The sequence below is a fragment of the Nonomuraea sp. NPDC049607 genome (assembly GCF_040675375.1).
In the GTDB taxonomy this organism is placed as follows: Bacteria; Actinomycetota; Actinomycetes; order Streptosporangiales; family Streptosporangiaceae; genus Nonomuraea.
The window spans coordinates 85,544-112,488 of the sequence record NZ_JBFAOV010000015.1 but is presented as its reverse complement, the minus strand read 5'-3'; the positions used below and the strand labels follow the sequence as shown (position 1 = coordinate 112,488).

Sequence of the window (26,945 nt, the reverse complement as noted above, 5' to 3'; positions counted from 1 at the left end):
AATGCACTCCCTCGTCATGAAGAAAGGCTGTGACGCCTCCCTAGATTGTGATTGCGCATCGTGATCATCCCTGTGCGCTCCGACATCAGGTGGAAGGTCCGCGGAATGGGTGCTGTCGATCAGGCGACGACGGGCGGCTATCTGGAGAGGTACGACGAGGCCCTGGCCAGGGACCCGATATCCGCGTTCGGCCTGGTCCGGGAGTGGATGCGGACCGACTGGCGGAGCCTGTTCGCCGAGTTGCGCGAGCGGCGTCCCGTCTTCGTCACCCCCGCCTTCACGGTCGTGACCCGCTTCGCCGACGTCGCCGAGGTGCTCTCCCACGAGCGGGTCTTCTCCGTACGCGCCTTCGGCCCGCGCCTGGACGCCGCGCTGGGCGCCCCGTTCATGCTCGGCAGGGACGCCACGCCGATGAACTGGCGGGAGAAGGGCCTGATGCGGCTCCTGCTCGCCCCCGAGGACGCGGCCGACGTGCGCGAGCTGACCGGCCGCCTCGCCGATGACCTGCTCGACGCCGCCCGGCCCGGCGGACGCCTGGAAGCGGTCCACGGGCTGTTCCGCCCGATCGCCCTCGGCGTGTGCGCGCGGTACTTCGGCGTGCCCGGCCCCGACCCGCGGACCCTGGGCCGGTGGACGCGGGCGATCGTCGCCGACGGCTTCGCCAACTTCGCCGGCGATCCCGAGCTCCAGGCGGCCTCCGTCAAGGCGGGCGCCGAGTTGGTCGGACACGTGCGCGACCGCCTCGCCGAGCACCGCGCCACGCTGAGCGCCGGAGGCGAACTCCCCGACGACGTCTTCGCCCGGCTCGTCCGCACGTGCCTGCCCGCCGGGTCCGCCGTGACCGACGACCGCATCGTGGTCAACATGGCGGGGCTGCCGCTGGGCTTCGTGGAGAGCGCGCCCGGGGCCATGGTCGAGGCGGTCGAGCAGCTTCTGCTGCGCCCGCGGGTGCTCGCCGAGGCCATGGCCGTCGCCGCCGACCCCGGGCGGTTCGATCCGTACGTCTGGGAGGCGCTGCGGTTCAGCCCGTTCTTCAAGCTGCTTCCCCGGCTGTGCGAGCGCGACCACGTCCTGGCAGCCGGCACCCCGCGCGCCACGACGATCCCGGCGGGCACGTTCGTGCTGGCGGCGCCGGCCTCGGCCATGTTCGACGACGCCGTGGTGCCGGAGCCCGGCGAGTTCCGCCTCGACCGTCCCGGCCATCATCGGCTGTTCTTCGGGTCCGGTCATCACGCCTGCCTCGGCGTGCACGTGGCCGACGTGGTGATCGCCGAGACCGTGCGCCGCCTGCTGCTGCGTCCCGGGGTGCGGCTGCTCCCGCCGCCGGCGGGCCGCGTCGAGCGCACGCTCGGCATCTTCCCCGACGCCTTCACCCTCGGCTTCGGCCCCGAACGCAAGGACGGCTGACGATGGCCCCCCGAGCACGCAGCATCGCCACGGACGGCCTGTCCAACCGGCTCAGGTTCCTGGCCCTGACCAGCGGCCGGCCGATCTGGGACCTGCTGCAGAGCAGCCGCCCGGTCCGCCGCCGGATCAACGCCTCGCTGATCGACCACGCGATCCGCGAGATGCCGCCGCGTCCCGAGCCGCTGAGCACCATGGCCGACTACACCTCATGGGCCTCCCTGACCGACCGCACCTACAGCGGCCGGCACCTGCCCCCGGTCGCCGTCGCCGAGGGGAGGCTGCCCGGCGCCGAAAGGGCCGCCGACCTGTTCACCCGCGGCGAGTCGATGATCCCCTGCCCGCGTTCCACGGTGCTGTTCGCGTACTTCGCCCAGTGGTTCACCGACGGATTCCTGCGCGGCGACACCAACGTCCCGCGCGATCCGCGCAAGAACAGCTCCAACCACCACATCGACCTCAACCAGGTGTACGGCCTCGACGAGGCGGCGACCGCCGCGCTGCGCGCGTTCGACGGCGGGCTGCTCAAGAGCCAGATCCTCAACGGCGGCGAGTTCCCGCCCTACCTGTGCGAGAACGGCAAGATCAAGCCGGAGTTCGCCCCGCTGAGGGTCGTCCGCTTCGACCACCTGTCGGACGCGCGGCGCGACACGCTGTTCGCCACCGGCAGCGACCGGGGCAACGGCCAGGTCGGCTTCACCATGCTCACGGTGCTGTTCCTGCGCGAGCACAACAGGGTGGCGCGGCTGCTGGCCCGGGAGAATCCGCGCTGGGACGACGAGCGGCTGTTCCAGACGGCCCGCAACATCCTCATCGTGCTGCTGATCAAGCTGGTCGTCGAGGAGTACATCAACCACATCACCCCCTACCACTTCCGGTTCACCCTCGACCCGTGGCTGCCGGCGCGCCTCGACCACGCGGCCTGGCACCGGCAGAACTGGGCCTCGGTGGAGTTCAACCTCGTCTACCGCTGGCACAGCCTGGTCCCGTCCCGCCTGTCGGTGGGCGGGCGCGAGCTGCCGATGGCCGAGACCTTCTTCGCCGGCGACCTGATCCCCGAGCCCGGCCTCGGGCGGCTGTTCGAGGACGCCTCCCGCCAGCGCGCCGGCCGCATCGGCCTGTTCAACACCGACCCCGTGCTGCGCGAGATCGACGTGGCCAGCATCGCCGACTCGCGGGCGCTCGGGCTGGCGCCGTACAACGGCTACCGGGAGCACTGCCGGTTCCCCGCCGTGCCCACGTTCGAGCAGATCACCGGCGACCGGCGGGTCAGCGGCGCGCTGCGCGAGCTCTACCGCGACGTCGACGACGTCGACCTGTACGTCGGGCTGTTCGCCGAGGAACCCGGCTCCCCCGAGGCGATCCTGCCGCCGCTGCTGACCAAGATCATCGCCATCGACGCGTTCTCCCAGGCGCTCACCAATCCGCTGCTGGCCCCGCGCATCTTCAACGCCGCCACGTTCTCCCCGCAGGGCCTGCGGATCATCGCGGCCACCCGCACGCTGTCGGACGTCCTGCGCCGCAACACGCCGGAGGACCCGGCCCCCCGCCAGGTCGGCATGTCGCGGCGGCCCCGGCCATGACCGAGCGGGACGATCCGGCCGCCGGGCCACTGCGCGACCTGGCCCGCGAGCTGGTGGACGTCGCGGTCACGATCCAGGACGCGGCGGCGCACGCCACGGCCGCGCTCACCGACGACGCGCTGCTGCGCGCCCTGCCGCGCGCTCCCGGGGCGGCCCGGCCCGCCTACCGCGCGCTGCTCCGGGCCACGACGAACCGCCGGGGCCTCGGCTACTCCTTCGCCGGCGGCCGGGTGGCCACCGCGGCCGCCAAGGCCGGCGCCATGCTGGGGGCCGAGAGCCTGGCCGTACGGGTGCTGGCCACGTCGCTGCGGCTGCGCGTGGCGGCCGTGGCGGTCACCCATCCGGAGCTGACCGGGGACCCCATGCTCGCCCGGCTCATCGACGCGGCCGCCGCCGACCGCGACCTGGAGGCCGTCCGGGCCCTGCGCGCGCTGTTCAAGGACCGTGGCGCGGTGCGCGCGCTCAGTCAGCTCGCGCCGGTCTTCGGCGAGGTCCTCGCGCTGCGCGCGCTGCTGGACGAGAACCCGCTCAACGACGCCACCGCCTGGCTCATCGCGACGGGGAGGGGCTTCGCCACCGCCGATCCGGTCATCGGCCTGAGCAACAGGGCGATCGCCGTCCTCGACGTCGGGAAGGGCGCCGCGCGCCGGGCCGAGCTGACCGCGGCCGAGTCCGCCCGGCTGTGCACGCGCGGGTCGCTGCTCGGCTTCCTGGCCAACATCAGCACGATCGGCACCACCGGGCGGGCCCTCATCCAGAGCGTCGAAGGCCCCGACGGCGTGATCCGTCACGTCCTCCACGCGCCGGGCATGCGCATCGGACGTCCCGACGGCGAGTCGCCCCAGGACCTGCTCGGCGCGTTCAGCAGCGCCGTCCTGGCCGCCAGCCCCTACAGCCGCGCCCTGGCCCTGGCCGTCGCCGACTACGGGACGCCGCCGGGCGCCGAACTGGCGCTCGTCGGTCACAGCGCGGGCGGCGCGGCGATCATGAACCTGGCGCAGGACCCCGCCTTCTGCGCCCGGCACACGGTCACGCACGCCGTCGCCGTCGGCTCGCCCGTCGACTTCAAACGGCCGGCCGACCAGCGCACCTGGGTGGCCAGCATCACCAACCAGCACGACATCATCCCCACCCTCGACGGGCAGGGCGCCGGCACCTGCTTCGACCTGCACCCCGACTGGTACGTGGTGGACTACTGCGATTCCACCCACCTGTTCCCGCAATGCCACAGCATCGAGCGCTACCTCGCCAACATCGCCGACGACCTGCCCGAGGCCCGCGACCTCATCGAGGAGCGGCTCGCGCCGTTCCGGGGGCGGGTCGTGCGTTCCCAGGCGTACCTGCTGTTCGACCGGCCGCCCGACCCGGCGGAGTTCCCCTTCCCTGCCGTGCCCGCCCACGCCGTGGACGGTCCTGGGGGCACCGCCGGCCTGCCTGTCAGGTGTCACGACGGCGACGCCCTCTCGGCGTACTTCGCCGTGAGCCCGGTGGCGGCGGCCGGCCTGCTGGAGGGGACGGGGCTGGGCCCCGCCGTCCAGGTGGGGGGCCGCGCGCTGGTCGCCGTGCACGCCGCGTGGAACCGGCGGACCAGCGCGGGGGGTTACGCGGAGATGCAGGTCGGCGTGGTCGTCCGCGGCCCGTTCCGCGCCCGTCCTGGGGGGTTCCGCGCTTCCGCGCGGTCCGGGCCGCCCGGCCTGATTCGGCGGGGTTCCGGCTGGCCCGGCGGGCTTGACCTGCTGCGGGAGGCCGGACACCGGCGCTCGGGAAGCCTTCTCGTCGGTTCCATGGTCGACTCCCCGGCCGTGCACGCGTTCGGCCCGCGGCTCTGGGGCGGCGAGACGTACCTGACGCCCCTGGAGCTTCGGCTCGGTGCCCGGACCGCCCATCTCGCCGCCGCGCAGGTCCTCACCCTGCGCGGACGGCTCGGCCCGGGGCTGTCCGTACGCGACCCCGGCCTGGTCGGTTACTCCGGCACGGCCGGTGACGTCCTGCGGTCCTGCGTACGTGCCCGCGGGCGGGCCCGGCTGCACGTGGCGCCGTCACTGCGGCTGACCGTCGAGCCCGGCTCGGACCATCCACTGGCCGGACGGCTCCGCGAGCTGGCCCTCGACGGCGCCCGCCCGCTGCTGTGCCTGTCGGCCACCACCCGCCGGACGCTCCGGGACGCCGCCGTCCCGGTGCCGCCGGGCTGACGGAGGAGCCATGTCCGCCCGGATCGCCGCGATCATCGCCCACGCCGAAGTCCTGCGTGCCGACGCCCGTGCCCTCACCGCCTGCGCCGAGCGCCTGCGCACGATCGAGGCGGGGCTGAAGGCCGGTGACGGGACGCCGCCCTGGCTGCGCGCGGCCGTGACCGCCCACCTGACGTCCTGCGTCACGGCCGCCGCCGACCTGGAAGCCTCCGCCCAGCACCTGCTCCGCTACGCCGACCGGGCAGCAGCCGCCGACCGGCGTGACCCGGGACGCCGCCCGTGGTCCCCTCACACCTGAACCTCGGCCCGCTGGTCACGACGATCCGGGGTCACGGTTCCGCGCCGCCGACGCGGGCGGCGTACCGCCGGACCTGGATCACGAAGCAGACCAGCGGCGCGATCAGCACCGCCATCGGCCCGCTGAGCTGCAGGACGGCCTGCCCGGCACGCAGTAGGCCACATGCCCGGCCACCGCCCCAGCGTCACCGGCAGCAGCGCCACCCCGGCGACGACGAACCAGGCGATCATCACTCCGGTCCGTCCTGTCCTTCCAGCGCCGCGCGCATGGCCTCGGCGACGAAGGCGTCCTTGCCCGCGGTCGCCTTGTAGAGATGGGCCCGCCCGACGCGCTCACGGGCCACCATGCCCTTGTTCGCCAGGCGCATCAGCACGGTCAGCACCGTCGTGACGGCGGGACCGGAGGGCGGGCCGGCCGCGAGGTCGTGCGCGAACATGCCCTCAGGATGCCGCCACAGGGCTCCCATGATCGAACGTTCGAGGTTGCCGAGCTGCACCCTCGCACCCTCACCTTCTACCTGGAGTAGAAGGTTACCGTGACCGCGACCGGCCCGGCCGGGACGACTGATCCCGGCTCGGGCGTCCGTTCGTCAGAGGGCGCGGCGCGGGCCCGCCTGGGCGCGGATGGCGGTGGTCGCGGCGTTCAGTTCCTGCTCGTCCTTGATGGTGCGGTTCTCCTCGTACGTGACCCCGGGCGGCGGGGCGTCGTGGCCGAGCGGGTCGGCGTCCCAGAAGTTGCCCCGGTAGACGACGTTCTCCAGCGGCGGGCCCACGTGCAGCACCGCCGTGTTGTCGGCGCGCGCGACGACGTTCTCCTCCACCCGCACCCAGGAGGCGCCGTAGTCGGTGTAGAGCCCGAAGTTGTACGGCGTGCGGGTGTCCTCGATGACGTTGCCCAGCACCAGCGCCCCGTCGTCATGGGAAGCGCCCTGCGGCCCCGACACGTACACGCCGCCGCCGTCGGCCAGCACCTGCATGGTGTCGGCGGTCCGGTTGCGGACGATCCGGGTGCCCTCGCCGGGCCCGGCGGTGATCCCGCAGTGCGGCACGTCCCTGACCTCGTTGTGCGCGACGACGCAGCCGGACGTCCCCATCACCGCGATGCCCGGTGAACCCGGATATTCGAGCCCGACGCCGCGTACCAGGTTGTCCTCGATCACCGTGCCCCGGCTGCCCGTCACCACGACGGCCCCCGCCGAGAGCGTGTCGAAGTCGCAGCCGCGCACGACCTGTTCCTCGCCGCCGGACACTCCCAGCCCGAACGCCCCCAGCCTGGTGAACCGGCACCCCTCGATCACCACGTCCGAGCAGTCCTCGAACGTGACGCAGGCGGGAATCGTCACGGAAGCCGTGGGATACGTCACGGACGCCCCCTCGCCCAGCTCCGCCACGCCGACGCCGCCGCCCTCGTAGAAGCCGCTGCCGTGATAGTGCACGAAGCCCTCGGGACGGCTCGGGCGCAACCAGGTCGCCTCGGCGAACGTCAGCCCGCGGAAGGTCACCCGCCGCGCGCCGGACCCGCGTACCAGGGTCTCCAGCTCCGGGGCGACCACCCGCGTACGCTCCGGGTCCTCGCCGGGAAGGGGCAGGTAGCGCAGCACGTGGTGGCCCGGCCGGGAGCGGTCGAGCACGAACGTGCCCGGCTCGCGCAGGAAGCTCGGGTCGTTCTCGATCCTGGTGGGCAGGCCGGGCCCGGCGGAGGTGGTGCCCTCCCAGGTGGAGTTGTACAGCTCGGCGGCCCATCCGAAGGCGGGCGCCGCCATGGTGATCACGGTCCGGTCGCCGTCCTGGGCGACGTCCGCGACGGGCAGGCGGCCCTCGGTCCACGGGTACACGCCGCGGTGGACGAACTCCACGTCGCGCGGGCTGGTCCAGGCCAGCGGCGCGGCGCTGTCGGTGACGTAGCCGGTGGCGGTCGCGGCCGGGGACGAACCGGGCAGTTCCTCGATCGCGGCCCGGGCGGCGCGGCGGCCGTCCACGTAGAGCTGGCGGGTCTCCAGGTCGCCGACGTCGGCCAGCCAGACGCCGTCGCTCACCTGCCAGCCGGTGATCGTCCGGCCGCCGCTCAGCACGGCGTCCTCCTGGTCGGGGGTGCCGTGGCCGTACGCCTGGTAGACGGTGCCCGAGTCGGCGTCGGTGAGCTCCAGCGGCTCGCTCAGCACGTGGACGCCACCCCTGAGGTGGACGACGGACTCCCCGCCGGACTCCCTGGCGGCCTCGCGGGCGCGTTCAAGGGTGGCGAAGGGGCGTTCGAGGGAGCCGGGCCAGGAGTCGTCCCCGCCGGGTGCGACATGGAAGTGGAACACAGGTTTCCCCTTTGCTGTTTATGGCGTACACGGAGTAATACACCATAAACGAGGGAGGTGCCAATGGCACGAGGTGTGGCGGGGGACCCGGACCACGGGGTCGAGCTGCTGTGGCGGGACGCGGAACGGGAGCCGCGGCCCGGCCTCAGCCTGGGCCGGATCGTGCGGGCCGCGGTCGAGCTGGCCGACGCCGAGGGCCTGGAAGGGTTGTCGATGCGCAAGGTCGCCGACCGGCTGGGCTTCACGACCATGTCCCTCTACCGCCACGTCCCCGGCCGCGACCAGCTCGTGGACCTGATGCGCGACGAGGTGCTGGGCGAAGCCCTCGTCGCCGCCCCGGACGCCGGCCCAGAATCCGCCCCGGACGCCGCCCCGGACGCCGGCCCGGACGCCGCCCCGGACGCCGACGGCGGCTGGCGGGGGCGGCTGGAGGAGGCGGCCCGGCGGGCGTGGGAACTCCGCATCCGCCACCCGTGGCTGGCCGAGGTGCGCGGCTCCCGCCACCTGCCGGGCCCGAACGCGGTCGCCCACTACGACCACATGCTCGGCGCGCTGACCGGCACCGCGCTGCGGCCGTCCGAGGTGGTCGCGGTGGTCGGCCTGCTCGGCCGGTTCGTGGACGCCGAGGCGCTGCTCCTGGCCGAGACCCGGCGCGAGGAACGCCGCAGCGGCGTGTCCGAGCAGGAGTGGTGGGGCGCCCGCGACTCCCTGTACGAACGCCTCGACCGCTATCCCGCCCTCTCGCGCCTGTGGGAGACGGGCGGCTGGGACGACCCGGAGGACTCCTTCACGTTCGGCCTGCGCCGCCTCCTGGACGGCGTCGAGGTGCTGATCCGAGAGCGTGACGAAAACCGTGACGAAAAGTGCCCCGAGTGCGGCACACCACTGGAAACCGCCCCCTCGGGCCGCCCCCGCGTCTACTGCTCGCGGGCCTGCCAACAACGCGCCTACCGCAAGCGCAGGTCCACCGGCTGACCCAGCCCGGCGGCCGTCCCCGCCGACCTGCGACCAGGCCGCCACCCGGAGGCCTGGATCTCAGTCGTCGCCGGAGGTTTAGCGATCTCCGTGCATGTCAGGGGAAAGGACATGACGGACGACTTACAGCCCATGCCCGATGACTGGACCAGAGCCCTGGCCGTCGTGGCCCACCCCGACGACATGGAGTTCGGCAGCGCCGGCGCCGTGGCCGCCTGGACCGGGGCCGGCAAGCAGGTCGGCTACCTCCTGCTCACCCGCGGCGAGGCGGGCATCGACTCGATGCCGCCGGAGCAGGCGCGGAAGGTGCGGGAGGAGGAGCAGCACGCGAGCGCCGCCATCGTCGGCGTCTCGTCGGTGGAGTTCCTCGACCATCCGGACGGCGCGATCGAACGTTCCCCCCGGCTCCGGCACGATCTGGTGGCGGCGCTGCGCAGGCACCGGCCCGAGCTGGTGATCACGTTCAACCACCACGACCTCACCTTCACCGGCAAGTGGAACAGCCCCGACCACCGCGTCACCGGACGGGCCGTGCTGGACGCGGTCCTCGACGCGGGCAACCGCTGGATCCTGCCCGACGCCGGCGCCGAACCGTGGGACGGCGTCAAGTACGTGGCGATCGCCGGTTCCGTCCGGCCGACGCACGCCGTGGACGTGACCGGGTACCTGGACGCGGCGCTGGCCTCGGTCGAGGCGCACGCGGCGTACCTGTCGGCGCTCGGGGTGCCGCCGGGCGGGGCGCGGGTGCCGCTGGAGGGGTTCGTGAACGCCGCCGGTCAGCGGTTCGGCGGCCGTCCGGCAGTGCCGTTCGAGCTGATCGCCTGCTGAGCGGCCCCCCGGCCCGGCTTGTCACCGCCGGGCCGGGGGCGGACCCGTCAGCCGACCTCGTCGACGTATTCGGCCAGGCGTTCTTCGTTCACGACCAGGAACGGGTCCGAGGTCGGCAGGACCAGGCCGGCGTCCTTGAAGCGTTTGAGAAAGAATCCGACGCGCGACCGGGTGGTGCCGACCATGCCGGACAGTTCTTCCTGGGTGATGCGTTCCTCGATGGCCCGCACATTCGGGGCACGGTGCTTACCGATCTTTCTGGATAAGCGCAGAAGAACGGAGGCGAGGCGCTGCTCGCTGTCCATCGTGACCATTGTCGCGATCACTTCCTGCTGTTCTCGCAGGCGTAACGCGAGATAGTCGATGAACCCGTCCATGAGCTCGTTCTCGGCCATGGCGGCGCGGAAGCGGGCGGCCGGGATGCGGCGAACCCAGGTGGTCCGCATGGCGGTGGCGGTCTCGCTGCGATCGGCCCCGAGCAGGGAGGACTCGCCGAAGATGTCGCCGGCGGTGAAGATCGACAGCAGACACTCCTTGCCGCAGCGGGCGTACATCTGGGTCTTGATCTGACCGCTCTCGATCACGTAGATGTTGCTGTCGCGCTGGCCGCAGTTGTAGATGTTGGCGCGTCTCGGCACCCGGATCGAGCAACCGCCGGACGTTTCCTGCGAGACGAGGGAGCGCAGTCCGGATCTAAGTCGCGCGACGTCGGATGACTTCATTTTTCCGCCCCTCGGCTTTATTTCATGTCGCCGTTGCCTCTACCCATCAATCGACTGATTAACAAGGCGTACCACAATTCTCTGACATGTCCGGAGAATTGCCTGGAGGCGGATTTCGGTCTTTATCGGGCCGTCGCGGAATCAATAAAGTCGCGCGCCATATCCATCAACTCCGGGTCACCCTTGAACAGCGAGATGTGATCGCCGTGCGCCCGGAGATGCAGGACGGCGTCCGGCAGCGCGGCCGCCACCGCCTTCGACCCCGCGGGGTGGGCGGTCTCGTCGTCATGGCTGGAGACCACCAGGACGGGCTGGTCGATCGCGCCCAGCCAGGGGCTCACGTCCGTCGTCATGATCTCGCCGTTCAGGCGGCAGTAGCGGTGCAGCAGCTCGGGCGTCGCGTACGGATAGACCACCAGGTGCGCCAGGTCGGGCGGCACCGAGGCGAGCATCGTCTGGCAGAGCACAGGATGGATGGCGGCGGCCCGGTCGGGGCCGGTCGCGGCCATCTCCATGAGCGCCACCAGGTTCTGCTGGTGGTGGGTGCGGTCGGCGCCCTTCACCGCGGCGAAGTCGCCGTGCCAGAGGCTGAGGGACTCGACGCGGCCGGGGTCGAGGTGCGCGGCGGCCAGGCCGATGACGGCTCCGCCGCACAGGCACATCACGTGAGCGCGGCGGACGCCGAAATGGTCCATGACCGCGAACAGGTCACCGGCCTGCGCCGTCACCCCCACGTCGGGGACATCCGCCGACGGGGCCTGCCCGAACAACGCGCGGGTCTCCCAGGTCAGCACGCGATGGGTGCGGGACAGGAAACGCATCCACTGCTCGCACAGGCGGGCCGGCATGCCGCAGGCGGCCACGATCACGACCGCCGGGGCCGCCGGGTCGCCGGCCGCGTAGGCGGCCAGCGGCGGGCCTCCGTCCGCCGGTGCGACCTCGTCGCGGACGCACAACCCCTCGAAGCCGTCCCGCGCCGCCTCGTCCACGACCTCGTCGGCGACGGCCGGCGGCAGGTCCTCACCCATGCCGTCGCGCAGCGCGAGATGGTCGCTGACCAGGCGCTCGAAGGTGTCGAGCGAACCGCGGTCGTCCAGTGCGAACTCCGGTGCGCCCAGCCGTCGGGTCACACGGCCCAAGAGGGAGGCGAGGCCGGGCGGGCCGGCCAGGCGCACCGGATGCCGCAGGACGTCCACCAGCGGGCGCGCCTCCTGCACGGCCCGGGTCAGACGTCTCAGTTCGGCGGCCACGAGATGATCACCGCATTCCGTGGGTCGGGGAAGGCCGCGCGGTCGCCGCGCGACGGGGACAGAGACGGGGAGAGACCACCGGGGGCCTCATCGGGTGGTGAAGGGGTGGCCGGTGGTGGTCGCCGTGGCGATCCGGTTGCCCGGGTTGGTGTTCCGGCCGGTGACCAGGACGGCGCCGTACCGGTCCAGGCTGACCCGGCCGCCGTACTCCTCGATCTCGTCGGTGTCGGGGTAGACGTCGACCTTGGTCGGGACGTACCGCGCGGCGAAGCCCAGGCGCATCTCGTCGGTCAGGCCCTTGTGCGGCAGCGAGGCGTGCATGAGCGTCGACCAGAACAGGATGGCCTCGCCCGGCCGCATCACCATGGAGACGGCCTGCGACTCGTCGGGCTTCCAGTCGGGGTCGATCTGCAGGTCGCGGTAGTCGTAGCCGAAGAAGCCGCGCCGGACGCCGTCCTTGTCCTCCTGGTTGATCTTGTTAGGGTCGTAGTGCATGCGCTTGGTCTCGTCGTAGAACATCGTCTCGTGGGTGCCGGGGATGAACTGCAGGCACCCGGTGTCCTCGTTCGCCTCGGTGAAGGCGGTCCAGACGGTGATCGTGCCGCCGAACTCCTCCGCCTGCGGCCAGACGATCTGCGGCTTGCCGGAGGCGTTGGCGAAGGTGTCGGCCTGGTGCCAGTCGGTGCCCTCGTCCCCGGGGTACTTGGGGAAGAACTCGGTGCGCCAGCAGAGCACGTCCGGGCCGAGCACGCTGACCACGCGGTCCACGATCTGCGGCCGGCTGATGTGGTCGGCCAGGAAGGCCGAGTCCAGGTGGCGGTCGTAGTTGGAGATGTTGGTGTTGCCCGAGGCGGCGTCGTCGCGGTAGACGGCGTTGCTCCGGTCCATGAGCCGCATCCGCTCGCGCCGCCAGTTCTGGCGCATCTCGTCGATCTCGTAGACCTTGAACGGGCCGAAGTAGCCCTGGGTGTGGAAGGTCTTCAGCTCCTCGGGGGTCATCGAGTGCTCGCCCCGGAGTGTGGTCTCGTGCATGGTCTATCCCCTCACGGTCAGTCGTTCCTCGACGCAGGAGGCCAGGGCGGCGACCGACGCCTCCTCCTCCAGCTCGCGTCCCGTCAGCTCCAGCCCGAAGCGCTCGTTCACCTGGGCGATGATGCGGGTCATCGCCAGCGAGGTGGCGCCCAGGTCGAACAGGTCCACCTGTGGTGGCACCTCGTCGCGTTCGAGCACGTCCTCGGCGATGCGCTGCACGACCTTGGCGGCCGACGATGCCTGCGCGGACCTGGCCAGAGCGGCGCGGTCCGCCTTTCCCTGCGGCGTCATGGGGATCTCCGACACGATGTGGTAGGTGGACGGGCGGGCGTGCGCCGGCAGCCGGCTCGCGGCCCGCTCGGTGAGCTGCTCGATCAGGTCCGGCCCCGCCTCGCCGTCGGGGACGACGAAGGCCAGCAGCCGGACGTCGCCCTCTCCGTAGTCGCGGTGGGCCACCACCGCGTGGGCGACCCGCGGATGGCCCAGGAGGCACAGCTCGATCTCCCTGGGCTCCAGGCGGAACCCGCGGACCTTGATCTGGTCGTCGGACCGCCCGAGGTAGGCGTACTCGCCGCCGGGCAGCCGGGTGACCACGTCGCCCGAGTCGTAGCGGCGCCCGCCGTCCGGCAGGGCCCTGAAGCGCTCGGCGGTCAGCTCGGGCCGGTCGAGGTAGCCGCGGGCGAGCCCGGGGCCGGAGACGTGCAGGTTGCCGGTGGTGGCCGGGCGTCCGTGCTCGTCGAGCACGTCGAGACGCAGGTCCGGGATGGGCACGCCGATCGGGCTCAGCTCCGGGTGGTCGAGGTCGGCCGCGCGGACGCGGCGGTAGGTGACGTGGACGGTGGTCTCGGTGATGCCGTACATGTTGACGAGGTGCGGGCGGTCGTCGCCGTAGCGGTCGATCCACGGGGCGAGCAGGTCGACGTCCAGCCGCTCGCCGCCGAAGACGACCCGGCGCAGCCGGTACGGCGAAGGCCGCTCCTGCCGGGCGTCGGCGGCCACCAGGTGCCGGAACGCGGAGGGCGTCTGGTTCAGCACGGTGACGCCCTCGTCCAGCAGCAGCCGCCGCAGCGACTCGGGCGACCTGGCCACCTCGGCCGGGACGATCACCAGCCGGCCGCCGTACAGCAGCGCGCCCCACAGCTCCCACACCGAGAAGTCGAAGCTGACGGAGTGGAAGAGCGTCCAGACGTCGTCGTCGGTGAAGCCGAACCACTGCTCGGTCCGCTCCAGCAGGCGCACGACGTTGCGGTGCTCGACCAGCACCCCCTTGGGCGCGCCGGTCGAGCCCGAGGTGTAGATGACGTAGGCCAGGTCCTCGTCGCCGGCCGTGGCCGCGGGACGGCCCTGCGGCGGCTCGGCGTCGGCCAGCACGACCTCGCCGGGCAGGACGCCGCCGAGCCGGGCGGCCACGCCGGACGTGGTGACCACCGTGCACACCCCGCTGTCCTCCAGCAGGTACGCGATCCGCCCGGCCGGGTAGCCGGGGTCGATCGGCACGTACGCGCCGCCCGCCTTGAGTATCGCGAGCAGCCCCGCCACCAGGTCGATGCCGCGGTCCGCGCACAGCCCCACCAGCACGCCGGGGCCGGTGCCCGCGGCCTGGAGGAGGCAGGCCAGCCGGTCGGCCCGGTCGTCCAGGTCCGCGTAGGTGATCTCCTCGGTGCCGCAGGTCACGGCGATCCGGTCGGGGGCCTTCGCGGCGCGCTCGGCGAAGATCTCGTGCAGGCAGCGGCCGCTCATGTCGCGTACATCCCCCAGTGGTGCGGGGTGAGGCCGGTGTCGGTCATGCTGCCGGGCACGAACATCCTGGCCCAGGTGCCGCCGCCGCGCTCGGGCGCGATGCGCTGCTGGAAGTACAGGTCCCGCACCTTCTCGTCCTTCACGTGCAGCGCCAGGACCTTGTAGTAGGTGCTCAGCGACTTCATGTGGATCAGCCAGTGGATGCGGTCGGCCGCGCCGAAGGCCTCCTCGTAGACGAAGACGGTCGCCTCGCCGGGCAGGTTCTCGTTGATGGACTCGGCGGCCTCGCGGGCGAACGTGCGCCCCTCGGACCGGAAGTCGTAGTCGAGCTGGGCGGTCCGGTGCAGCAGCAGGCCGCAGTTGCCCGAGTGCACGAGCTGCTCGTAGGGCTGCGGCACCTGCTCGCGGGCACCGGGCAGCCCGGTGATCTCGCCCTCCTGGAGGTAGACCGTGGACTGCTTCTCGCGCTCGCCGTCGACCGCGGTGCCGTACATGCCCCAGAACTGCGGCAGCAGGACGGTCTCGGTCATGCTGCCGTCCACGAAGATCTCGTCCCAGCCGCTGTCGGCGGTGTTGTCGCGGTACTCGCCGTCGGAGGTGCCCATGTGCACCATCTGCTCGTACGCGTGCAGCGAGCTGAGGTGGATCAGCCAGTGCAGCCGGTCCTTGGTCCCGAACGTCTCCTCGTACAGGAAGACGCTGGCGACGCCGACCTGCTTGGCGGTCACCATCTCCGCCATCATGCGGGCGAACTTGCGCCCCTTGGCGTGGGAGCCGTTCCTGACCTGCGCGGTCCGCTCGACGATCACGCCGGCCGTGGCCGAGTTGATCAGATCCGCCGCGGGTACCGAGGTCTGCTGCTCGGCCGGCGGGATGACGGGATTCGGGTTGGTCATCGTTCCACTCCGTCTGTCGGCTTGTTCGTCACGCTAATGAGGGGCCGCCGTGCTGCCTGCTCAATAGTGAGCAGGGGCTTCACAGCGGGATGTTGGTGTGGTCGCCGCGCAGCGGCACGGCCTTGAGCAGGGCTTCGGCGAGCCTCAGCCGGGTGCCGGCGGGCTCGATCACCTCGTCCACGACGCCGATCTCCACGGCCTTGCCGACGCCGCCGGCCTCCCGTTCGTGCTCGGCGACGAGCCGGCGGCGCAGTTCCTCGCGGCCGTCCTCGGGGCCGTCGCGCAGCTTCCTGCGGTGCAGGATGTCCACGGCGGCCTCGGCGCCCATGACGGCCACCTCGGCGGTGGGCCAGGCATAGACCGCGGAGGCGCCCAGGGCTCGGGAGTTCATGGCGACGTACGCGCCGCCGTAGGACTTGCGCAGCACCAGCGTCACCCGGGGCACGACGGCCTCGGCGAAGGCGTGCAGCAGCTTGGCGCCGCGCCGGACCACGCCGTCCCACTCCTGACGGACGCCGGGCAGGTAGCCGGGCACGTCCACGAGCACCACGAGGGGCACGCCGAGCGAGTCGCACATGCGGACGAACCGCGCGGCCTTCTCGGCCGCCGCCGCGTCGAGGCAGCCGCCCTTGCGCAGCGGGTTGTTGGCGATGACGCCGACGGTCCTGCCGGTCAGCCGGCCGAGCGTGGTGACGAGGTTGGGCGCCCACTTCGGGTGCAGCTCCTCGCCGGGGCCGTCGAGCAGGCGGGCGACGATGGGGTGCACGTCGTAGGCGCGGTTGGCGCGTTCGGGGAGCAGGTCGCCGAGCCCGGGGTCGGCGCGGGCCTCCCAGGGGCGCAGCTCGCCCTGGCCGCCGAGCAGGGCGGTGATCCGGCGGGCGGAGCCGATGGCGCCCTCGTCGTCCGGGGCGGTGAGGTGGGCCAGGCCGCTGCGCCTGCTGTGCGGGACGGGGCCGCCGAGTTGCTCCATGTCGACGTCCTCGCCGGTGACCTTGCGGACGACGTCCGGGCCGGTGACGAAGACGCGGCCGCTCTCGCTCATGATCACCACGTCGGTGAGCGCCGGTCCGTAGGCCGCGCCGCCGGCGGCCGGGCCGAGCACGACGGAGATCTGCGGGACGACGCCGGAGGCCCGGACCATCGCGGCGAACACCTGCCCGACGCCGTCGAGCGCGGTGACGCCCTCGCCCAGCCGGGCGCCGCCGGAGTGCCAGAGGCCGACGACGGGCGCCCGCTCCCGGACGCCGAGGTCGATCGCCCGGACGATGCCGGCGCAGCCCTCCGCGCCCATCGCGCCGCCCATGCGGCCGGGGTCGGTGGCGTAGGCGACGGCCGGGCCGCCGCCGATGCTGCCCCGGGCGGCGAGCACGCCGCAGCCGTCGTCGCCGGGCAGCGGCCGGACGGTGCCCGGGTCGAAGAGCGCGCGGACCCGGTCCCGCGGGTCGCGGCTCATCCCCAGGTCACCGGGAGCGCGTGGACGCCGTACACGAACATGTCGGAGCGGAAGGGCACCTCCTCCAGCGGCACCGCGAGGCGCAGCCCCGGGAGCCGGGCGAACAGCGTGGACCAGGCGACCTCCAGCTGGGCGCGGGCCAGGAGCTGGCCCATGCACTGGTGGATGCCGAAGCCGAAGGACAGATGCTCCTGCCGATCGGCGACGTCGCCGAAGCGGCCGAAGTCGAGCCGGTCCGGGTCGGCCCAGACCTCCTCGTCGCGGTTGGCCGCGGCCAGCACCACGACCACGCCCTCGCCCTTCCTGACGAGCCGGCCGCCGACCTCGACGTCGGCGGTGGCCGCGCGGCGGGCGCCGTAGTCGATGACGGTCTGGTGGCGGATGATCTCCTCGATCGCGGCGGGCAGCGCCTCTGGGCGTTCGCGCAGCTCGGCCAGACGGGCGGGGTTCTCCAGCAGCGCGACGGTGCCCACGCCGATCTGGTTGGCGATGGTCTCGTAGCCGGCCACCATCAGCAGCGTCGCGATGCCGACGACCTCCTCCCGGCTGACCTTGGCCGCCTCGCGGTGGGCGCCGAGGCGGCTGAGCAGGTCGTCGGCGGGCCGCTGCTCGCGCTCGGCGACCAGCCGCTCCAGGTAGTGGCGCAGGTCCTCGCGGACCTTCATGCGCTGCTCGGGCTCCACGTTGCGGTCGCCGATGACCTTGGTCGTCTCGTGGAAGTAGTCGCGGTCCTCGTACGGCACCCCGAGCAGCTCGGTGATGACCTGGGACGGCAGCGGCAGGGCCAGCGTCTGGACCAGGTCGGCCGGCGGGCCCTGGGCGGCCATCTCGTCGACGAGCGTTTCGGTGATGCGCCGGATTGCCGGGCGCAGCGCCTCGACGCGCCTGCGGTTGAACTCCGGCAGCAGCAGGCGGCGCAGCCGCGAGTGGTCGGGCGGGTCCATCCTGATGAAGGTGCCCGGCCCCGGGGGCTGCGAGGTGAGCCGGGCCGGGAAGCCGGGGGTGGCGAAGTCGGAGCTGAAGCGGGCGTCGCCGAGCACGGCGCGGGCGTCCTCGTACCGCGTCACCAGCCAGACCTCGCTGCCGTCGAAGTCCAGCCGGACGCGCGTGATGGGCCGCCCCGCCTGAAGGTCCCGGTACTCGGACGGCGGGTCCAGCGGGCACGTCCTGGGGAGGGGGTAGGAGTCCATGCCAGCAGCCTCGCCCGCGCGCCCGCGCCCGTCTGCTCAACTGTGAGCAGGCCCGTACGAGCGGGCCCGTACGAGCGGACATGGCGATGGCGGGGCCGCGCACGGCCCCGCCACCCGGTGGACCGGGGTCACGCCCTGGCGGCACGCCCCTGGTTGCGCGCGGCCTGCTGGTCCGCCTTGCCCGCCTTCGACCTGCCCATGGACATGTCGCGCAGCGGGACCTCCTTCAGGAACAGGCTGGCCACCAGGCCGATGCCCACCGCGATCGCGCAGGCGAGGAACAGGTCGCCCAGCGCGTCGGCGAGCACCGCCGGCGCGACGCCCTCGCCGCCCTGACCGGCCACGCCGAGCCGGGACGACATGATCGAGCCGAGGATCGCCAGCGAGACCGGCCCGGCGATCATCCGCCAGAACTGGATCTGGCTGGTGCCGACGCCCACCTGCTCCATCGGGATCGCGCTCTGCGTGACGGCCGTGGCCATCGGGAACGCGATGCCGATGCCGACGCCGATGAGCACCATGGCGACGATCGGCAGGCCCTGGCCGCTGTCCGGCCCGACGGCCGACAGGATCAGCAGCCCGGCGACGATGGCGGCCATGGCGAACACGCCGAGCAGCCGGTAGCGCGGCATGGCCGTCATCGCCTTGCCGGCGATCGGGGCCATGAGCATCAGGCCGAGCATCATCGGGATCAGCAGCGTGCCGGAGTGGGTCGCGCTCACGCCGAGCACGCCCTGGTAGAGCAGCGGCACGTAGAAGGCCGTGCCCATCATGGCGAACGCCGAGAAGAAGGCGATCACGGCCATGACGGACACCTGGTTGCTGCGGAACAGCGCGAACGGCACCAGCGGGTTCTTGGCCACCCGCGTCTCGACGAAGTAGAACACGACGAGCAGCACGGCGCCGCCGACCAGCAGCGCGAGCACCTCGGGCGAGGTCCAGGCGTGACCGTCGCCGGTGAGCGTGAGCCCGACCAGGATCGGGACGAGCCCGGCCACGAGCGTGACGACACCGGCGAAGTCGATGTCGCGCCAGCTCGCGCCGCTGCGCACGAACGGCACGCCGATCAGCACGGCGGCGATCGCCAGCAGCCCGACGGGCACGTTGACGTAGAAGACCCAGCGCCAGCTCCAGTTGTCGGTGATGAGCCCGCCGAGCGGCGGCCCGATCACCATGCTGAGACCGGAGAAGCCGAAGAAGACGCCCTGCATCTGGGTGCGGCGCTCCGGGGTGTAGACGTCGGCGAGCAGCGTGAAGACGTTGGCCATCAGCACGCCGCCGAACAGCCCCGCCAGCCCTCTCGCCCCGACGAGCTGGGGCATCGTCTGGGCCGCGCCGCACAACCACGACGCCACCAGGAAGCCCGTCAGGCCGACGAGGAGCACCGGTTTGCGGCCGAACATGTCGCCGAGCTTCCCCGCGATCGGCACGACGACGGCGGCCGCGACGGCGTAGGAGACCCCCACCCACGCGTACATCGACAGGCCGTGCAGGTCGGCGGCGATCCGGGGCATCGCCGCCCCCACCACCGAGACGTCGATCGACGCCAGGGCCAGGGCCAGGAGTGCGCCGATGGTGGCGAACAGCTGGCCGCGCGTACTCGAACCGGTTTGGTTCATGTCATCGCCTCCCTTGTTCTTGGCAGCCGTCCCACTTCTTCGCGGACCCATGCCGCATCAAGCCCACACGAGATCGCCCTCCGGGTCTGCTCAACACTGAGCATCCGGGGAGCGCCGGGCTTCCTACCATCGGCCGCATGACGACGAACCCGGCAGAACTGGTCAGCGCCCGTGCGGGCGATCACGTGGCACTCGTCGTGGACGGCGAGCGCGAGCTGCGGGTGGCGGACTGGACCGCCCGGTCGGAGGAGCTGGCCGCGCGGCTGGCCCCGGTCCGGACGGCGCTGCGGCACGACGACTGGATCGAGCACGCCGTCGCCGCCGTCGCCGTGCACCTGGCCGGCGGCACCGTGCTCGGCCTGCCGCCCGCGCTGCCGGAGGACGAGACGCGGGCCCGCCTGGCCGAGTGCGGGGTGGGCCAGGTCCTGCCCGGCCCTCTGGGCGACGCGGCGGGCGCGCGGGACGACGACGTCGCCGAGATCCTCTACACCTCGGGCACGACCGGCCGTCCCAAGGCCGTGGCGGTGCCCGTCGCGAACCTCACCTACGGCCACGAGGGCCGCGGGAAGCTGTTCACCGGCGTGGACGGGGTGCTGGCGGCCGTCCCGCTGGGCACGAACGCCGGGCACAGCGCGCTGATGACGGCGATGACCGCCCCGGCGACCACGCACGTGCTGACCGACCTCGGGCCGGAGAACGTGGCCCGCATGCTGGACAAGCTGCGGGTGCCGATGGCGATCGTGCCGCCGTCCACCGCGACCCGGATGGTGGCGCACGGCTGGCACGAGCGGTACGACCTGTCCGGCCTGCGGGCGCTCATGCTGGGCTCGGCGCCGGTGCCGATGGCCACGGTGGCCCGGCTCATGGAGGCGCTGCCGGGCGTGCGGATCGTCATCGGCTACGGCTCGACGGAGTCGGCCCCCGCCTTCGTGCACCGCCCGATCGAGACCGCGCCCACCGAGGCGGACGAAGGGCTGCTGGGCCTGCCGAGCGCGGGCACCGAGGTGAAGATCACCGACACGGGCGAGATCTGCCTGCGCTCGGCCGCCCCGCGCCGCCGCTACCTGAACGACCCCGCCGCCGACGAGAGCACCTTCCGCGACGGCTGGACCCACATGGGCGACCTGGGCGAGCTGGACGGTGAGGGCCGGCTGCGCGTCTTCGACCGCGCCGCCGACGTGATCACCGCCGGCGGTCGCCGGATCTCCTCGCTGCGGGTCGAGCACGCCCTGCACTGGCATCCCGAGGTGGTCGAGGCCGCCGCGTTCGAGGGGCCGGAGGGCGTCACGGCGGCCGTCGTGCTGCGCTCCCCCGTGCCCGAGGACGAGCTGCGCGCCTTCGCCGCCGACCGGCTGGAACCGGCCGAGCGGCCGGCGCGGTACGTCGTCACCGGGTCGCTGCCGCGCGGGCCGATCGGCAAGACGCTCAAGCGCCTGCTGGCGGGTTAGCCGGCGGCCAGTTCGTGCAGCTTGGAGACGGTCTTCCAGTTGCGGGCGGTGGCGGTCACGCCGAGCTTCTTCTCCCAGAAGGAGTAGGACAGCTTGGTGTTGCGCACCCCGTCGGGGCACCAGACGTAGATCTCCCTGCCGACGTGCCGGAACACGTCCGGCTTGAAGGCGTCGGGGTCGAGGGCCTTGATCGGCTTGCCGTCGGGCCTGCTCGACAGGAACGTGACGAGGTAGAGGGCGTCGTCGGCGGCGACGTCGCCGAGCGGGTTCGCCTTGAGGATCTCGCCCAGCTCGGTGCCCGTCCTGGCCAGGACGGGCACCTGGACGCCCAGGTCGCGGGCGAGCGTGGCCCGGATCTCGGCCGCCGCCTCGTCGGGGCTCTTCCCGCTGGTGTAGACGACGTTGCCGCTCTGCAGGTGGGTTCTGACGTCCTCGAAGCCGAGGCCCTCCAGCAGCTCGCGGAGCTGGGCCATGCTCACCATGTTCCGGCCGCCGACGTTCACGCCGCGCAGCAGCGCCACCTGCCTGGACATGTCGCTCAACCCCTTCTGCCCGCCACCGCCTGGGGACGGAACTGCCTGATGCGCTCGACCAGATAAGCCGCGTCGTCCTTTACCCACCAGATGAGCGCCGAACCGTAGGAGTGCTGGCACTGCATGCCGAGGACGTACAGGCCAGGGGCGGCGGTCACGCCGCGGTCCTGCTCGATGCCGCCGCCGTCCGCCACGACGGGCGCGTGCACCCAGGAGTAGTCGTAGCGGAAGCCGGTCGCCCAGACGACGGCGTCGACGTCGGCCGAGCGGCCGTCCTCGAAGCGCATCGTACGGCCCTCGGCGTCGACCGTACGGCCCACGAGCTCGAAGCGGTGCCGCTTGGCCAGCTTCTTCAGGCTGGGCCCGACCAGGATCGTCTTCTTGTGCAGCCGGTCGCGCTCGCCCATCAGCGGCTTGGCGATCAGCCCGAACTTGTCGCCCCACCAGTGCAGCCCCTTGCCCAGGAAGCGGCGGCCGAAGTGCGGCAGCGGCGAGCCCTGCGACAGCAGGACGCGGCGCCCGGCGGCCAGCTCGGGCGCGATCTGGGCGCCGGAGTTGGCGGCGCCGACCACGACGACGGTCCCGCCCGGCACCTGGGACGGATTGCGGTAGCGGCCGGTGTGCACCTGGAAGACCTCGGGGTCCAGCTTGCCGGCGAGGTCGGGCAGCTTCGGCACCCGGTAGGCGCCGGTCGCGATGATCACCTGCGGCGCCTCGTACGTGCCCTTCGTGGTCTCCAGCCGGTAGCCGCCCTCGATCGGCTCCAGCGACGTGACGCGGGTGCCGAGCCTGACCGGCAGGTCGAACTGCTCGCCGTACGCCTCGATGTAGTCGGCCATCTCCTCTTTGCTGGGGAAGCGGTTCTTCCCGCCGGGGAAGCGCAGGCCGGGCAGGGCACAGTACTCGGCGATCGTGAACAGCTCCAGGGAGTCCCAGCGCTGCCGCCACGCCGCGCCGAGGCGGGGTTCCTCGTCGAGGATGACGAAGGGGATGCCGGCCTGCTTCAGGTAGTAGCCCGCGACGAGCCCGCTCTGGCCGCCACCGACGACGATCACTTCAGTGTCCATGCGGCCATCGTCGCGCGCGGGCGCGAGGCGGTCTGCTCAACACTGAGCAGATCCTGACATGCGAGTACGCGGGGCCCCCGGCCCCGCGTACTCGCATGTGTCGGCCCTACTTGAGGTTGAAGTTGAGGGTGACCTCCGCCGAGCCGTCGGTCTTGGAGACGTATCCTCCCTTGCCGCTCAGGCCCTTCAGCTCGTCGGTGCCGGAGTTCGGCACGACGGACCAGTCGGCCTTGGCCACGCCGCCGTCGAAGGTGCCCGTCGCCTGCAGCACGAAGGAGCCCTTCTTGCCGCGTATGCTCCCCACGACCTTCTGCAGGCCGACGAAGCTGGCCTCGGTGTCGCTGGCGTAGGCCATCAGGTACTCGGCGTGGCCCTCGCCCTCGATGTCACCGCTCCAGGCGTTGGTGACGTGGGCCTGACTGAGCTTGGGCTGGCCTTTCTTCTCCTCGTAGGGCTTCTCGTCCCATCCGGTGATCTGGTACGAGCCCTTACCTTGGGTGGTCATGTCAGCTCCCTTTTTTGCTCTCTTTTTCGCTACCCCTGACCCTGGGCGCTATGCGTCGGCCGTCGGTCAACGCTCACGCCCGAGGACTATGCAGGTGTTGAAGCCGCCGAACCCGAAGCTGTTGGACAGCGCGTAGCGGATGTCGGCGGCGCGCAGCCTGCCGGGTGCGAGCCGGCAGTCGCGGTTGATCGGATGGCGCAGGTTGAGGTTGGGGTGGACGAAGCCGCGGCGCATCTGCACCACGGTCGCGATCGCCTCCACCACGCCGGCCGCGCACATGCAGTGGCCGACCAGCCCCTTGGTGGAGTTGACCCACGGCCGGCCGAAGCTGTCCCCCAGCGCCCTGCGCAGCGCGGCCAGCTCGGCCACGTCGCCGCTGGGCGTCGCCGTGGCGTGGGCGTTGACGTAGTCGATGTCGCGTGGCCCCACTCCGGCGTTGGCCATGGCGTTGACCATCACCTTGGCCTCGCCTTCCTCGCGCGGGTCGGGCAGGCTGTTGGCGTCCAGCTTCAGGTCGTAGCCGCACAGCTCGGCCAGCGCCGTCGCGCCGCGGGCGGCGGCCGAGCGGGCGCTCTCCAGCACGACGCACCCGGCCCCCTGACCCGGCACGAACCCCTCGTGGTCCTCGTCGAACGGCCGGCACCTGGCCTGCTGCGGCTCCTCGACGCCCGCCACCGCGCCCAGCGTGGCCAGGCCGCGCTTCTCCATCGGCGACAGGTCGGTCATGGCGCCCACCACCAGGCAGACGTCCACGGCCCCCGACTCCACCAGCCGGCTGCCGTTGATGATCCCCACGTTGCCGCTGGCCGAGGCGCCGCCCACGGTGTAGCCCTCGCCCCTGATGCCGAACACCTGGCTGAGCGTGCCCACCCGGTCGGTGTCCATGAAGTGCAGGGCGAACCTGGCCGGCAGGTGGGCGGGGTTGTCCTCGTACTTGGGGTGCAGGTCGTGGGCGTAGCCGGAGCTGAGGTTGTGCCCGGCCACGACCAGGCCCATCCGCTCCGGGTCGGCCCGCGCCTCGTGCAGCCCCGCCTGCTCGTACGCCTGCATGGCGGCGACCAGGTCCATCTGCAGCGGCTGCGGCGAACGGCCGGCCGCGCGCAGGGCGCTGCGCGCGATCTCCTCGGGCAGGCGGCGGGCGGCCACCGCGTTCTGGAAGCGGAAGCCCCTGACCAGGGCGGCCAGCCGAGGGCCGCCGTCGCCGGGGTCGGGCACCGGCCCGATCCCGCACCGTCCCGCCCGCAGCGCCCTGGTGAACGACGGGACGGTCGAGGCGATCGAGCAGACGACGCCCATGCCGGTGACGACGACCCTCATGCGTGCCTCGCCAGCAGGTCCACCAGGGACCGGATGTCGTGCACCTCCTGGAACTCCGACACCGGCACGGTCAGCCCGAGGTCCTCCATGCTCATGGTGACCACGTCGGCCCGGTCGACGCTGTTGGCGCCCAGGTCGGTCAAGGTGCCCTCGGTCGTCACGTCGCCGGGCCGCAGGTCCGGCAGCACCTTCAGGACATTCTGCTTGACGGTCTCGAAAATCTCCGTGTCGGTCATGGTGCCAGCCATTCGTAGGTTCGGTGGTAGTCCTTCGTCCCGGTGTTCACCAGGAGGTCGCGGTCGAAGCGGGCGCGGCTGAGCAGGTGCTCGTACGCGCCCACGTCGACCTGCCTGTCCCGCTCCGGCACGAGACAGGTGAGGGTGTCGGGCAGCAGCGCCGCGTACTCGTCGAAGCCGAGCTCGCAGCGGCCGTCCAGGTGTTCGCCGATCCGCATCCCGGCCAGCGTGCTCGCCGACTCCTCGTCGACCAGGCCGCTGAAGAACTCCGACGAGCAGCCCGAGCCGTAGGAGTAGAGGCCGACCCGGGCCGGGCCGTCCAGGGCGGCGTGGTCGATCAGGCTGGCCAGGGCCAGGTAGACCGAGCCGGAGCAGAGGTTGCCCACCCGTCTCGGGTAGGCGAGCGAGGGCAGCACCCGCCGCTCGAAGTCCTCCTCGATCGACGCCGTGCCGCCGCCCGACTCGCGCATCAGCTTGCGGTGCGCGGCCTTGACCATCCCGGCGAACGGGGTGTGCATGGCCAGGTGGTCGAAGGTGGTGGCGAAGTCGGCGTCCTCCACCCTGGACCGGTAGCCGGCCAGGCAGCTCGTGAGGCAGTCGAGGTAGGCGAACAGCGAGCGGTCGGAGTCGGCGATGTCGAACGTCGGCCCCGGCCGCGCCGAGTCCATCGTCTCGTAGCTGTGGTTGCCGAACGCCCCCAGATCCAGGTCCAGGACGCGCGGCCGGTCGCTGATCAGCACGGCGGCGGCCCCGGCGCCCATGGCGGGCTCGGCGTAGGCGGCCCGCTCGTCCACCAGCGCCACGTCCGTCGCGATGACCAGCGCCTTCGCGCCGGGCGACACCCCCGAGGCGACGTACGCGGCGGCGAGCTGGACGGCCGCCGTGGCCGCGTAGCACGCCTGCTTGACCTCCACGACCCGGCAGCTCCTGGGCAGGCCCAGGTACTCGTGCACGTAGGAGGCCACCGACTTGCTGTAGTCGAGCCCGGACTCGGTGGAGGTGATCAGGATCTCGATGCGGTCCTCGCCGGCGGCGATCGGCCGGGCGGCGTTGACGGCGTTCGTCACGGGGTCCTCGAAGGGCAGGCCGACCGAGCGGTTGCGCATCATCAGGTTGCCCAGGCGCTCGGCGTCGAGCCCGCGCCCCTCGAACAGCTCCGGCACCGGGATCTGGGCCAGGCCGCAGTAGACGTTGAGTGCCTCGATTCCGACGTTCACCTCACACGCTCCCACAGGAAGTCGACCAGGGCGTCGACGCTGGGCACGCCGCCGAAGGAGGACAGCGGCTCGCGGACGCCGAGCCGGTCGAGCACGGCCATGATGATCTCGACCCGGTCCACGGAGTCCGCGCCCAGGTCCTTCAGGTGCGCCCGGCCGTCGATCTCGACGCCGGGCAGGATCTCGTCGATCGCCTTGTGCACGACGCCCTCGACGTGTTCACGCGTCGCCATCGGTGTCTCCCCTCCTGAGCACGCGCAGGGTGCTGACCGCGATCACGCGGCCCCGGTCCTCCATGACGAGGTTGACGATCTCCTCGTCCTCGCCCTCGCCCTCGCCGTCCGGCGCCGGCCAGCACTCCAGGCGCAGCCGCAGCACCGAGTCGGCGTTCGCGTTGCCCAGGTAGCAGAGCCGCTGGTCCAGGACGACGCGGCGGAGGAAGTCGGCGACGCCGAGCCCCCTGTGCCGCCAGAAGCGCAGCAGCACCCAGTCGACGATCGCGAAGTAGGAGGCGAAGTAGAGCAGGCCCACGCCGTTCAGGTCCCTGGACGGCTCCACCGGGTAGTCGGCGGTGAACGTGACCGGATCGTCCGGTTTGTGAGCCAGGAACGTGCCGGTGCTCCTGGCGTGGCCGTACACCTTCCTCGGCGAGTACGCGCCGGGCAGCGTCGGCAGGTGCTCGTGCCTGAAGTCCACCGGGGACGACTTGACCAGCCCCTCGTTGCTGCCGGGCGCGCCGCGCGAGATCCACCGGTTGAAGGTCTCGACGTAGATGCAGCCGGGGTCGTCGAAGGCGTAGAAGCGGTCCGGGTCGAGCTCGCCCGTCCGGCCGCCCGCGCGGCCGATGCGGTGCAGGGCCAGCACCGACTCGCTGCCGAAGCCGAACAGCCTGGACGTGACCGCCAGCTCGTCGCCGAACGTCAGCGCGTTGACGTGCAGGTCCCGGCTGCCCCTGACGTGGAAGTAGTAGAACGACAGATACGTCGGGTCGCCGGCGGCGTTGCGCGCGTCGAAGGCGTTGGTGCCGCACAGCGCGCTGACCGTGTCCCAGGTCCAGTCGCCGACCTCGCCCATGAACAGCGAGCTGGGCCCGCACATGCCGGGCTTGACCACCTCTGTCCTGGTCACGGTGCTG

Annotated in this window: 25 protein-coding genes; 7 read left to right on the top strand and 18 right to left on the bottom strand. The window is 72.2% G+C overall.

Annotated elements, in window-relative coordinates:
- The first annotated feature begins 105 nt into the window (after window positions 1–105).
- The 4 genes from AB0J97_RS27685 to AB0J97_RS27670 are packed head-to-tail and all read left to right on the top strand — an operon-like array spanning window position 106 to window position 5,477.
- Complete coding sequence (locus AB0J97_RS27685; RefSeq protein WP_364093448.1) at window positions 106–1,407, top strand: cytochrome P450; 1,302 nt, start codon at window positions 106–108, stop codon at window positions 1,405–1,407.
- A 2-nt stretch (window positions 1,408–1,409) separates the two neighbouring features.
- Window positions 1,410–2,987, top strand: a complete 1,578-nt coding sequence (locus tag AB0J97_RS27680) for a peroxidase family protein (protein WP_364093445.1) — start codon at window positions 1,410–1,412, stop codon at window positions 2,985–2,987.
- Complete coding sequence (locus AB0J97_RS27675; protein ID WP_364093442.1) at window positions 2,984–5,179, top strand: hypothetical protein; 2,196 nt, start codon at window positions 2,984–2,986, stop codon at window positions 5,177–5,179. The genes AB0J97_RS27680 and AB0J97_RS27675 overlap by 4 nt, the downstream gene beginning before the upstream one ends.
- 10 nt (window positions 5,180–5,189) lie before the next feature.
- Window positions 5,190–5,477 (top strand): hypothetical protein, encoded by a 288-nt coding sequence (locus AB0J97_RS27670; RefSeq protein WP_364093440.1) that lies wholly within the window; start codon window positions 5,190–5,192, stop codon window positions 5,475–5,477.
- A 229-nt stretch (window positions 5,478–5,706) separates the two neighbouring features.
- Here the strand turns inward: AB0J97_RS27670 and AB0J97_RS27665 are convergent, their stop codons facing one another.
- Together AB0J97_RS27665 and AB0J97_RS27660 are read right to left on the bottom strand one after the other, a co-directional pair.
- Window positions 5,707–5,973 (bottom strand): BlaI/MecI/CopY family transcriptional regulator, encoded by a 267-nt coding sequence (locus AB0J97_RS27665; RefSeq protein ID WP_364093437.1) that lies wholly within the window; start codon window positions 5,971–5,973, stop codon window positions 5,707–5,709.
- 93 nt (window positions 5,974–6,066) lie between these two features.
- A complete protein-coding gene (locus AB0J97_RS27660) occupies window positions 6,067–7,782 on the bottom strand; it encodes a right-handed parallel beta-helix repeat-containing protein (RefSeq protein WP_364093434.1) in 1,716 nt (571 codons plus the stop codon).
- A gap of 63 nt (window positions 7,783–7,845) precedes the next feature.
- On the opposite strand from AB0J97_RS27660, the gene AB0J97_RS27655 reads away from it, so the two are divergent.
- Both AB0J97_RS27655 and AB0J97_RS27650 read left to right on the top strand, forming a co-directional pair.
- On the top strand, window positions 7,846–8,757 hold the full coding sequence (locus AB0J97_RS27655) for a TetR/AcrR family transcriptional regulator C-terminal domain-containing protein (protein ID WP_364093431.1): 912 nt from the start codon (window positions 7,846–7,848) through the stop codon (window positions 8,755–8,757).
- 111 nt (window positions 8,758–8,868) lie between these two features.
- On the top strand, window positions 8,869–9,585 hold the full coding sequence (locus AB0J97_RS27650) for a PIG-L deacetylase family protein (protein WP_364093428.1): 717 nt from the start codon (window positions 8,869–8,871) through the stop codon (window positions 9,583–9,585).
- A gap of 47 nt (window positions 9,586–9,632) precedes the next feature.
- On the opposite strand, the gene AB0J97_RS27645 is transcribed toward AB0J97_RS27650, so the two are convergent.
- From AB0J97_RS27645 to AB0J97_RS27610, 8 genes are all read right to left on the bottom strand, one after another.
- Complete coding sequence (locus AB0J97_RS27645) at window positions 9,633–10,307, bottom strand: Crp/Fnr family transcriptional regulator (RefSeq protein WP_357703608.1); 675 nt, start codon at window positions 10,305–10,307, stop codon at window positions 9,633–9,635.
- Window positions 10,308–10,429: 122 nt separating this feature from the next.
- A complete protein-coding gene (locus AB0J97_RS27640) occupies window positions 10,430–11,557 on the bottom strand; it encodes an alpha/beta hydrolase (protein WP_364093423.1) in 1,128 nt (375 codons plus the stop codon).
- An 87-nt stretch (window positions 11,558–11,644) separates the two neighbouring features.
- On the bottom strand, window positions 11,645–12,589 hold the full coding sequence (locus AB0J97_RS27635; RefSeq protein ID WP_364093420.1) for a chlorinating enzyme: 945 nt from the start codon (window positions 12,587–12,589) through the stop codon (window positions 11,645–11,647).
- 3 nt (window positions 12,590–12,592) lie between these two features.
- Window positions 12,593–14,329, bottom strand: a complete 1,737-nt coding sequence (locus AB0J97_RS27630) for an amino acid adenylation domain-containing protein (RefSeq protein WP_364093417.1) — start codon at window positions 14,327–14,329, stop codon at window positions 12,593–12,595.
- The gene (locus AB0J97_RS27625; RefSeq protein WP_357703618.1) at window positions 14,326–15,225 is read right to left on the bottom strand and encodes a DUF6039 family protein; all 900 of its coding nucleotides are present in this window, start codon (window positions 15,223–15,225) and stop codon (window positions 14,326–14,328) included. The genes AB0J97_RS27630 and AB0J97_RS27625 overlap by 4 nt, the downstream gene beginning before the upstream one ends.
- Before the next feature lie 79 nt (window positions 15,226–15,304).
- Complete coding sequence (locus AB0J97_RS27620) at window positions 15,305–16,678, bottom strand: carboxyl transferase domain-containing protein (RefSeq protein WP_357703620.1); 1,374 nt, start codon at window positions 16,676–16,678, stop codon at window positions 15,305–15,307.
- Window positions 16,675–17,868, bottom strand: coding sequence for a cytochrome P450 (locus AB0J97_RS27615; protein WP_357703623.1), 1,194 nt, complete (start codon window positions 17,866–17,868; stop codon window positions 16,675–16,677). The genes AB0J97_RS27620 and AB0J97_RS27615 overlap by 4 nt, the downstream gene beginning before the upstream one ends.
- A 128-nt stretch (window positions 17,869–17,996) precedes the next feature.
- Window positions 17,997–19,487: an MFS transporter gene (locus AB0J97_RS27610; RefSeq protein WP_357703626.1), complete on the bottom strand. Its 1,491-nt coding sequence runs from the start codon at window positions 19,485–19,487 to the stop codon at window positions 17,997–17,999.
- Window positions 19,488–19,624: 137 nt separating this feature from the next.
- On the opposite strand from AB0J97_RS27610, the gene AB0J97_RS27605 reads away from it, so the two are divergent.
- Entirely contained in the window at window positions 19,625–20,935 is a 1,311-nt protein-coding gene (locus AB0J97_RS27605) for a fatty acid--CoA ligase family protein (protein WP_364093411.1), read from the top strand.
- Here the strand turns inward: AB0J97_RS27605 and AB0J97_RS27600 are convergent.
- The 8 genes from AB0J97_RS27600 to AB0J97_RS27565 all read right to left on the bottom strand — a co-directional run bounded on the left by AB0J97_RS27600 (window position 20,932) and on the right by AB0J97_RS27565 (window position 26,938).
- Window positions 20,932–21,468 (bottom strand): DUF1697 domain-containing protein, encoded by a 537-nt coding sequence (locus AB0J97_RS27600; protein ID WP_364093408.1) that lies wholly within the window; start codon window positions 21,466–21,468, stop codon window positions 20,932–20,934. The two genes, AB0J97_RS27605 and AB0J97_RS27600, sit on opposite strands and share 4 nt — an antisense overlap.
- A 5-nt stretch (window positions 21,469–21,473) precedes the next feature.
- Window positions 21,474–22,535 carry an NAD(P)/FAD-dependent oxidoreductase gene (locus tag AB0J97_RS27595; protein WP_364093405.1) on the bottom strand — a complete coding sequence of 354 codons (1,062 nt, stop codon included), beginning with the start codon at window positions 22,533–22,535 and terminating at the stop codon, window positions 21,474–21,476.
- A gap of 106 nt (window positions 22,536–22,641) precedes the next feature.
- Entirely contained in the window at window positions 22,642–23,040 is a 399-nt protein-coding gene (locus AB0J97_RS27590) for a DUF3224 domain-containing protein (protein ID WP_364093402.1), read from the bottom strand.
- Between the two features lie 66 nt (window positions 23,041–23,106).
- On the bottom strand, window positions 23,107–24,357 hold the full coding sequence (locus AB0J97_RS27585; protein WP_364093398.1) for a beta-ketoacyl synthase N-terminal-like domain-containing protein: 1,251 nt from the start codon (window positions 24,355–24,357) through the stop codon (window positions 23,107–23,109).
- Complete coding sequence (locus tag AB0J97_RS27580; protein WP_364093395.1) at window positions 24,354–24,593, bottom strand: phosphopantetheine-binding protein; 240 nt, start codon at window positions 24,591–24,593, stop codon at window positions 24,354–24,356. Before AB0J97_RS27580 ends, AB0J97_RS27585 begins: the two co-directional genes overlap by 4 nt.
- Window positions 24,590–25,810 (bottom strand): hydroxymethylglutaryl-CoA synthase, encoded by a 1,221-nt coding sequence (locus AB0J97_RS27575; protein ID WP_364093392.1) that lies wholly within the window; start codon window positions 25,808–25,810, stop codon window positions 24,590–24,592. Before AB0J97_RS27575 ends, AB0J97_RS27580 begins: the two co-directional genes overlap by 4 nt.
- The gene (locus AB0J97_RS27570; RefSeq protein ID WP_125645256.1) at window positions 25,807–26,043 is read right to left on the bottom strand and encodes a phosphopantetheine-binding protein; all 237 of its coding nucleotides are present in this window, start codon (window positions 26,041–26,043) and stop codon (window positions 25,807–25,809) included. Before AB0J97_RS27570 ends, AB0J97_RS27575 begins: the two co-directional genes overlap by 4 nt.
- A complete protein-coding gene (locus AB0J97_RS27565; RefSeq protein WP_364093388.1) occupies window positions 26,030–26,938 on the bottom strand; it encodes an LnmK family bifunctional acyltransferase/decarboxylase in 909 nt (302 codons plus the stop codon). The genes AB0J97_RS27570 and AB0J97_RS27565 overlap by 14 nt, the downstream gene beginning before the upstream one ends.
- Window positions 26,939–26,945 lie beyond the last annotated feature (7 nt).

Bases quoted from the DNA above. Each gene is read 5' to 3' on its own strand.
- AB0J97_RS27685 (WP_364093448.1), top strand. From the start codon at position 106: ATGGGTGCTGTCGATCAGGCGACGACGGGCGGCTATCTGGAGAGGTAC.
- AB0J97_RS27680 (WP_364093445.1), top strand. From the start codon at position 1,410: ATGGCCCCCCGAGCACGCAGCATCGCCACGGACGGCCTGTCCAACCGG.
- AB0J97_RS27675 (WP_364093442.1), top strand. From the start codon at position 2,984: ATGACCGAGCGGGACGATCCGGCCGCCGGGCCACTGCGCGACCTGGCC.
- AB0J97_RS27670 (WP_364093440.1), top strand. From the start codon at position 5,190: ATGTCCGCCCGGATCGCCGCGATCATCGCCCACGCCGAAGTCCTGCGT.
- AB0J97_RS27655 (WP_364093431.1), top strand. From the start codon at position 7,846: ATGGCACGAGGTGTGGCGGGGGACCCGGACCACGGGGTCGAGCTGCTG.
- AB0J97_RS27650 (WP_364093428.1), top strand. From the start codon at position 8,869: ATGACGGACGACTTACAGCCCATGCCCGATGACTGGACCAGAGCCCTG.
- AB0J97_RS27645 (WP_357703608.1), bottom strand. From the start codon at position 10,307: ATGAAGTCATCCGACGTCGCGCGACTTAGATCCGGACTGCGCTCCCTC.
- AB0J97_RS27635 (WP_364093420.1), bottom strand. From the start codon at position 12,589: ATGCACGAGACCACACTCCGGGGCGAGCACTCGATGACCCCCGAGGAG.
- AB0J97_RS27630 (WP_364093417.1), bottom strand. From the start codon at position 14,329: ATGAGCGGCCGCTGCCTGCACGAGATCTTCGCCGAGCGCGCCGCGAAG.
- AB0J97_RS27625 (WP_357703618.1), bottom strand. From the start codon at position 15,225: ATGACCAACCCGAATCCCGTCATCCCGCCGGCCGAGCAGCAGACCTCG.
- AB0J97_RS27620 (WP_357703620.1), bottom strand. From the start codon at position 16,678: ATGAGCCGCGACCCGCGGGACCGGGTCCGCGCGCTCTTCGACCCGGGC.
- AB0J97_RS27615 (WP_357703623.1), bottom strand. From the start codon at position 17,868: ATGGACTCCTACCCCCTCCCCAGGACGTGCCCGCTGGACCCGCCGTCC.
- AB0J97_RS27610 (WP_357703626.1), bottom strand. From the start codon at position 19,487: ATGAACCAAACCGGTTCGAGTACGCGCGGCCAGCTGTTCGCCACCATC.
- AB0J97_RS27605 (WP_364093411.1), top strand. From the start codon at position 19,625: ATGACGACGAACCCGGCAGAACTGGTCAGCGCCCGTGCGGGCGATCAC.
- AB0J97_RS27600 (WP_364093408.1), bottom strand. From the start codon at position 21,468: ATGTCCAGGCAGGTGGCGCTGCTGCGCGGCGTGAACGTCGGCGGCCGG.
- AB0J97_RS27595 (WP_364093405.1), bottom strand. From the start codon at position 22,535: ATGGACACTGAAGTGATCGTCGTCGGTGGCGGCCAGAGCGGGCTCGTC.
- AB0J97_RS27590 (WP_364093402.1), bottom strand. From the start codon at position 23,040: ATGACCACCCAAGGTAAGGGCTCGTACCAGATCACCGGATGGGACGAG.
- AB0J97_RS27585 (WP_364093398.1), bottom strand. From the start codon at position 24,357: ATGAGGGTCGTCGTCACCGGCATGGGCGTCGTCTGCTCGATCGCCTCG.
- AB0J97_RS27580 (WP_364093395.1), bottom strand. From the start codon at position 24,593: ATGACCGACACGGAGATTTTCGAGACCGTCAAGCAGAATGTCCTGAAG.
- AB0J97_RS27570 (WP_125645256.1), bottom strand. From the start codon at position 26,043: ATGGCGACGCGTGAACACGTCGAGGGCGTCGTGCACAAGGCGATCGAC.